At 60.6% G+C, this 1283-nt stretch carries 2 protein-coding genes; both read left to right on the forward strand.

The window, feature by feature from the left end; genetic code table 11:
• The first annotated feature begins 165 nt into the window (after positions 1-165).
• The gene (locus tag JF66_RS19350) at positions 166-783 is read left to right on the forward strand and encodes a ParA family protein (protein ID WP_035880516.1); all 618 of its coding nucleotides are present in this window, start codon (positions 166-168) and stop codon (positions 781-783) included.
• Complete coding sequence (locus JF66_RS23290) at positions 780-1133, forward strand: hypothetical protein (RefSeq protein ID WP_156109941.1); 354 nt, start codon at positions 780-782, stop codon at positions 1131-1133. The genes JF66_RS19350 and JF66_RS23290 overlap by 4 nt, the downstream gene beginning before the upstream one ends.
• Positions 1134-1283: the final 150 nt, after the last annotated feature.

Consider the following 1283-nt stretch of genomic DNA (forward strand, 5'->3'; position numbering starts at 1 on the left):
ACGCACCTTCGGTTTTGCTCATTTGAAGTCGCAAGCGCGGGGGTACCTGGTGAGGGGTGATCTTTTCAGCTCCCCGCACGTAAATACGCAAATACGTATTTACGCAAAACAGCAAATACGTATTTCAGTGTTTACTGAAACGCGTATTCACGTTATCCTTTGAGCATGAAGGTAATCACGCTCGCGAACCTTAAGGGTGGGTCAGCCAAGACCACCAGCACCGCGCATCTCGCGCACGCCTACGCCGCACAAGGCAAGAGCGTGCTCGTCATCGACGCCGACCCCCAGGGCTCGTCCCTCCGGTGGAGCGAACAGGGGGAGTGGGATATCCCCACGATCGCCCTGCCCGTCAAAAACCTGCACACCCGCCTCGCAGGCATCGTGTCGCCCACGACTGACGTCGTGTTGATAGACACGCCGCCGCTTGACGAGCACGCCGGCATCGTCTACTCGGCGCTACGGGCCGCCGACACCATCGTCATCACGATGGCCCCGACCATGCTGGAATTTGAGCGCCTCCCCGACGTCTGGGCAGCGATCGACGAGGTTGAATCCCTCCGGAACAACCTCCCCAACGTGGCCGTGCTCCTGAATCGCACGATCACCAACGCAAACTCCACGCCCATGTTTCGAGACCTGATCACTGACAGCGGTCACATTGTCCTAACCACGACCATTCCGCGACGAGAATCGATCGCCCAGGCGTTCGCAGCGCCAGTGACGGACTTGGGCAAGTACGCCGACGCCGCCCGCGAAATCGACATGTTGGGAGAAGCCAAATGACCAGCAAGACAGAACTGGCGGCCCGCGCCGCCCGACTCTCTGGGCGTCAGCCAGCAAACCGTCCAGCCGACGCAGCTGCGGAGCCAGTGGGGGAGTTGGTGGGGGAATCGCAGGCGGTCAAGCCAGTGCACAGGTCGGCGCCGCGTGCTAAGCCCGTGCGGGTGACGACCGACCTCGCCCCGCAGAGTTACCGCGGACTCCTGGCTTACAGCGCAGGGCTCGCGGAGGATCTCGGCCGGGCGAAAGTGCCACACGTCGAAGTGATTCGCGCCCTCATCGCCGAGCTCAACACCAACCCCGCGCTGCAGGAGACCATCGGCAAAGCTGTTCGCGCGCAGCTCAGTAACTAAGTAAACGCGTAAATACTGAAGTGCCGCCCGCTATCGCAGGGCGCGCCGTCACAGAGGTCGGTAAAAGAATCACCGACTCCCACATCAGATGTTTATCTGATGTAGTGTGTGGGTATGAGGAACGCGACTTTCACTGACCTTTTGCGAAAG

The sequence above is a fragment of the Cryobacterium sp. MLB-32 genome, from assembly GCF_000738085.1.
Taxonomy (GTDB): Bacteria; Actinomycetota; Actinomycetes; order Actinomycetales; family Microbacteriaceae; genus Cryobacterium.

What these genes read in the sequence shown, in the direction of transcription:
- JF66_RS23290 (WP_156109941.1), top strand. Translation starts at nt 780, where the DNA reads ATGACCAGCAAGACAGAACTGGCGGCCCGCGCCGCCCGACTCTCTGGG.
- JF66_RS19350 (WP_035880516.1), top strand. Translation starts at nt 166, where the DNA reads ATGAAGGTAATCACGCTCGCGAACCTTAAGGGTGGGTCAGCCAAGACC.